This is a genomic window from Terriglobus sp. YAF25 (genome assembly GCF_052113305.1).
Classification (GTDB): Bacteria; Acidobacteriota; Terriglobia; order Terriglobales; family Acidobacteriaceae; genus Terriglobus.
In genome coordinates, this window is record NZ_JBFRCY010000335.1 from 1 (window position 1) to 4,777 (window position 4,777).

The 4,777-nt window shown below is 61.2% G+C and carries 6 protein-coding genes; 5 read left to right on the forward strand and 1 reads right to left on the reverse strand.

The annotated features are described in order from the left end of the window. From gmk to AB4043_RS14865, 5 genes are all read left to right on the forward strand, one after another. Positions 1 to 534 (forward strand): guanylate kinase (gene gmk, locus AB4043_RS14845; RefSeq protein WP_442307392.1); only part of this gene is annotated, 534 nt, incomplete at its 5' end. A 111-nt stretch (positions 535 to 645) separates the two neighbouring features. Continuing rightward, complete coding sequence (gene rpoZ, locus AB4043_RS14850; protein WP_147649296.1) at positions 646 to 849, forward strand: DNA-directed RNA polymerase subunit omega; 204 nt, start codon at positions 646 to 648, stop codon at positions 847 to 849. 56 nt (positions 850 to 905) lie between these two features. Next, positions 906 to 1,799 carry a uracil-DNA glycosylase gene (locus tag AB4043_RS14855; protein WP_442300212.1) on the forward strand — a complete coding sequence of 298 codons (894 nt, stop codon included), beginning with the start codon at positions 906 to 908 and terminating at the stop codon, positions 1,797 to 1,799. 40 nt (positions 1,800 to 1,839) lie between these two features. Beyond that, positions 1,840 to 2,628, forward strand: a complete 789-nt coding sequence (locus AB4043_RS14860; protein ID WP_442300211.1) for a 2-keto-4-pentenoate hydratase — start codon at positions 1,840 to 1,842, stop codon at positions 2,626 to 2,628. A gap of 8 nt (positions 2,629 to 2,636) precedes the next feature. After that, the gene (locus AB4043_RS14865) at positions 2,637 to 3,176 is read left to right on the forward strand and encodes a c-type cytochrome (protein ID WP_442300210.1); all 540 of its coding nucleotides are present in this window, start codon (positions 2,637 to 2,639) and stop codon (positions 3,174 to 3,176) included. Between the two features lie 359 nt (positions 3,177 to 3,535). On the opposite strand, the gene AB4043_RS14870 is transcribed toward AB4043_RS14865, so the two are convergent. Then, positions 3,536 to 4,777 (reverse strand): DUF2264 domain-containing protein (locus AB4043_RS14870; protein ID WP_442307393.1); only part of this gene is annotated, 1,242 nt, incomplete at its 5' end.

Here is a 4,777-nt window from a genome sequence, read left to right on the forward strand (position 1 = left end):
GAGGTGGATGGCGAGGCGTATCACTTCACGACGCGCGAGAACTTTGAGGCGATGATCGCCCGCGATGAGTTTCTGGAGTGGGCCGAGGTCTTCGGCAACTACTACGGAACGGCGCGTTCGGCGCTGGCTCAGGCTCGGCAGCACAATCACGACCTGCTGCTCGATATCGACGTGCAGGGAGCGATGCAGGTGATGCAGAAGATGCCGGACGCGGTCTCCATCTTCATTCTGCCGCCAAGTCCCCAGGTGCTGGAGATGCGGTTGCGCAACCGGTCGCTGGCCGAGAACATGAGCGACGAGACGGTGATTCAGCGGCGACTCACCGAGGCGCGGAACGAATTGCAATTCATGGAGAAGTACAAGTACGCCGTGGTGAATGACGTGCTGGACCAGGCTGTGACAGAGCTGAAGGCGGTCGTCATGACCGAGCGTGGGGAAGAAGGACGTTATCTGCGTGAACTGGCACAGTCGTGCCGCACCTCAACGATGTCGGAGCGGCTGACGAACGCTCTGCGCAGTTTTGTCAGGGAATAGTTCGCATCTCGTACTTTCATTCCCGAATTCGACCTCGAATATCCACAACGTAAATTCATGCTTGGCGACGCCGATGCGAGCGGTTACATTGCTTGCATACGGAGGCAAGCAATGGATCCAAAGCTCGTCAACAAGTACAGCCTGGTCAAGGGCGCGGCGCGGCGTGCGCGTCAACTGCAGTCGGGGGCAGCCCCTCTGATCGCGTCCAAATCGATGAAGGCATGCCGTGTTGCCCAGGACGAGATTCTCTCCGGGCAGGTAAAGTTTGTCGTTCCCAAAACCGAGTTGAAGCCCGACATCGAGTCTGTGCTTTAGAGCGCACGCCTCTCACGGGATACCCAGCAACAGGGAAAACGCTCTAAGATCGTTGTATGAGTTACACGCCTGAGGCCGCCGCGCGGCTGCGGGCCTATGTCGCGTACTTCCGCGACCTTGGCGTACATGAGTTCTATCGCTGGAGCGAGCCGGCGCCGCAGACGCAACAAACCCCTGCGGTTATCGAACAGCCCGTGCCTCCCGCTCCCGTACCAACACCGGTCCCGGTGACGGCTGTGACTGCGCCGGAGATCGATGACCGCGAGCCACAACCGGCGCAGATGCTGCCGCCGGAGCTGAGAGAGCCTCCCATTCCCAAGCTGTATTCCTTTGATGAACTGGTTCCTTTGCCGACGACGACGGTTCCCGCCGCCGATCGCCCGGCCGCGATGAAGCTGATCCAGGATGAGATCGGCGACTGCACCCGCTGCCCGCTTGCCTATGGTGGACGCCGCAAGATCGTCTTCGCCGACGGCGACCCGAACGCTACGCTCATGTTCGTCGGGGAAGGTCCCGGCGCTGATGAGGATGCGCAGGGACTGCCCTTTGTGGGCAAGGCCGGACAGTTGCTCAACAACATGATCACCGCGATGGGCATAAAGCGGGAGCAGGTCTATATCGCCAATATCGTGAAGTGCCGTCCGCCGGCAAACCGCACGCCGGAGTACGTGGAAGCTACCACCTGTTCGCAGTTCCTGATCAAACAGATCGATATTGTAAAGCCGAAGGTGATTGTGGCTCTTGGCTCCACGGCGGCGACGTATCTGCTGGGCCGGAAGCAGGCCCTAGCGGGGCTGCGTGGCACATGGCACAGCGCGCGCGGAGCCAAGGTGGCAGTGACCTATCACCCAGCCTTTCTGCTGCGCGATCCCCGGATGAAGGGCGAAGCCTGGAAAGACCTGCAGATGGTGATGCGGGAACTGGGTCTGAAGCCTCCCGCAAAACAGTAGTTCAGGAGCGCGAAGCAGTAGTTCAGGAGAAAGAGACGCTATGTCGCAGAACACCCTCACCGCAGAGCGCGAGTCGCACCTTCGTTCACTGGCCGACCTGCTGCTGGATGCACGCCGTACCGGCAAGACGATCGATGCGCTGCCGGAGCATCTTGTTCCGTCCTCCATGGAGGAGGCGTACTTTGTGCAGGACGAGATGATGGCGGCCTACGGAGATGTCGGTGGCTACAAGGTAGGCGCGGCTTCCCCGGACGCCGAGCCTTTCTTTGCTCCCATGCCGCTTATCTGGATGGCGACATCCGGATCGACCCTGATCAATCCCATGCATCGCCTGCGGATCCTAGAGGGCGAGATCGCCTTCCACTTTGCCAAGGATCTTCCGGCACGAGCGGAGCGTTACACGAGCGAAGAGATTGCCGCGGCGATCTCGTCCGCGCACGTCATCATCGAGGTGCTGGAGTCGGCGTATACCGAGCCTGGGAAGCAGCCCCGTCTCGCCGTCTCCGCGGACATGCAGTTCCACGGCGCCTTTGTACACGGTCCGGCGATCGAGAAATGGCAGAGTGTTGATTGGGCACAGGAGTCGGTGGAACTGGTGGTGGATGGAGTGATCCGCGTAGAGCGTACGGGATCGAACCCTGGCGGTACGGACCTGATGCGTCTGCTCTCGTGGGTGGTCAATGAAGGAGCGAAGCGCACCGGCGGCGTCCGTGCCGGGCAGTGGATCACGACGGGGTCGTGGACCGGAAATACGCCCACAACGCCAGGAGCGGAGGCGTCGGTTCGATTTACGAGTTCAGGATCAGTTAAGCTTTCTTTCGCAAGCTAGCTTCCTATATGCGCTCCGCCATCGTTTTCGTTCTCGGAATCGTAGCCGGCATTCTCGTGCTGCCTGCAATCGCCTACGTGTACTTCGCCTTCGGACGTCCTCCGGTCGCCGTTGCCGATGATGCGTTTCCGTTTGAAAAGCAGGTTGTGCGGATGCCCCTGAATGCGCGCATTGAAGCGGAGATGCCCAAGCAGCCTGCAATTCCTGCAAGCGATGAGAACCTGGTTGCCGGAGCAACTATCTATCGCGAGCAGTGCGCCTCGTGCCACGGTCTGAAGGGGCATTCTTCAGCGTTTGGCGCGTCGATGTATCCGCGCACACCCCAGCTCTGGGAGAAACACAAGAACGGCGTGGTGGGTGTCAGCGATGACGAGCCGGGCATGACCTACTGGCGGGTGAAGAACGGTATCCGCCTGACGGGGATGCCCTCCTATCAGAAGTTGTTGAACGATACCCAGCTCTGGCAGGTCTCGTTGCTGCTCTCAAAGGCGGATAAGCCGCTGCCTGCGGCCGCGGAAGAGGCTGTATCGAAGCCGATTGTGCGGTAGAGGGCGTAAACCGTTGCGCACAGCGCAACCATTTCGCTCCGGAGGAGCGAATGTCTTGTTAAGGGGACGGCTAAAAGCCGTCCCATACCGGCCCAGGCAGCAAAGCGGCTTCAGCCGCTGAGGGCTATGTATATTTCTCCTCTGCATTCCGAAAGAGCAAAACCTGACCTCAGCGGCTGAAGCCGCTCGTCCTCTGGGCGTTGTATCGGCACGGCTGAAAGCCGTGCCCTTAACAAGACATTCGCACCATAGGTGCGAAACGGAATGCGCTGCACCGCCGGGGTTTACAGTCGTGAGGCTCTTGGCCTTTCCTTCCTGTCTCGATCTGTAAACGCTCTCTGGAGACAATCCATCGTCCCCTAGATATCCACCGCATGATCATTCGGCAGATCCTGCCCGGCCCATACTTTGCGTGCCGTCCAATCCACAGGGGCATCCTTCCAGAACGGTGCATCTGCGGGCAAGCCGAGCGGCAGAAAGGCCTCCAGGCACAGATACAGGCTGCCGGTGGAGATATAGGGCTCTCCCAGTGAGGGCTGATGCCCAGCCAGACCGATGGTGAGCCAGCCGTTGGGGTCGTAGGTACCGCGAGCACCCAGAGAGGCCTGCATGGCGGCCGTGAGCGCTCCGCGGACCTGGGCCGGCGCTACGTGCTCCGGGAGCTGTTGCCGCAGCGCGATGTCGGCAAGAAGATGGAAGGCTCCGCAACGATACGCGATGGACCTGCCAACGACTGGCCAGGTGCCGTCACGGGCGATCATCCGTTCCTGGATGGCGGCGTAGCGCGTGGCGCGTTTCGGTTCGACCTCGGCGAGCTCTGGCCCGACACCGACTTTGCCGACCGGGCTTTCCAGAACGGCCAGCATGAAGGGATGAATGACGAAGCTGTCATAGTAGTCGGCGTGGAAGTGGGGGCCGTCGCCATAGACGCCGTCGCCGAGGTACCACTCCTTGTGTTTTGCGAGCGCCAGCTCTACCGGAGCCTTCTCCCATGTGCCGCCCAGGGCCTCAATCGCGGCTTCGACGGTCGCAGCGAAGAGCAGCCAGTTGCTCATACCTGCCTTCTGCGTGCGGGTCTGTTGCAGTCCCTTGATCAGCAGTTGCTTCGTCTTCTCGGGGAGCTTCTGGTTCAGCTCTTTCGGAGCGCGCAGAATGCCCAGGCCGAGGAAGGCGGCATCCACCAGCGTCTGCGCGATGGAGCCGAAGGGTATGTAGTCAGGGGAGGCGGGGTCGACGCCGGCTGCAATGGCTTCCCGTGCCAGCTCGGCGTACTTGCCTGAAACGCCGGTCTCGAGCCATGGACCGATGCCGCAGAGCGTGCGTCCCAGGGCCTCAAGGTAGGTGCAAAGGCGGCGCGACTCCTCCTGGCCCGGCTTGCACTCGACCGGCATCACCTGTTTCAGGCGGCGCTGGCTCAGGGCGGTGAGTACGGGACCGGCGGTCTTTTCCACCATCGCGGTCCACTCCTGCCGGACCCCCGTACTGGGTGAGACTGCTCCTGTGTCACTGCGTACCATGCTGGTCTCACCGCGGGCCATACCGGCTGCCAGAGCCAGTCCTGCACCTGTTACAAACTCACGCCGATCCATCCACTCTCCCTG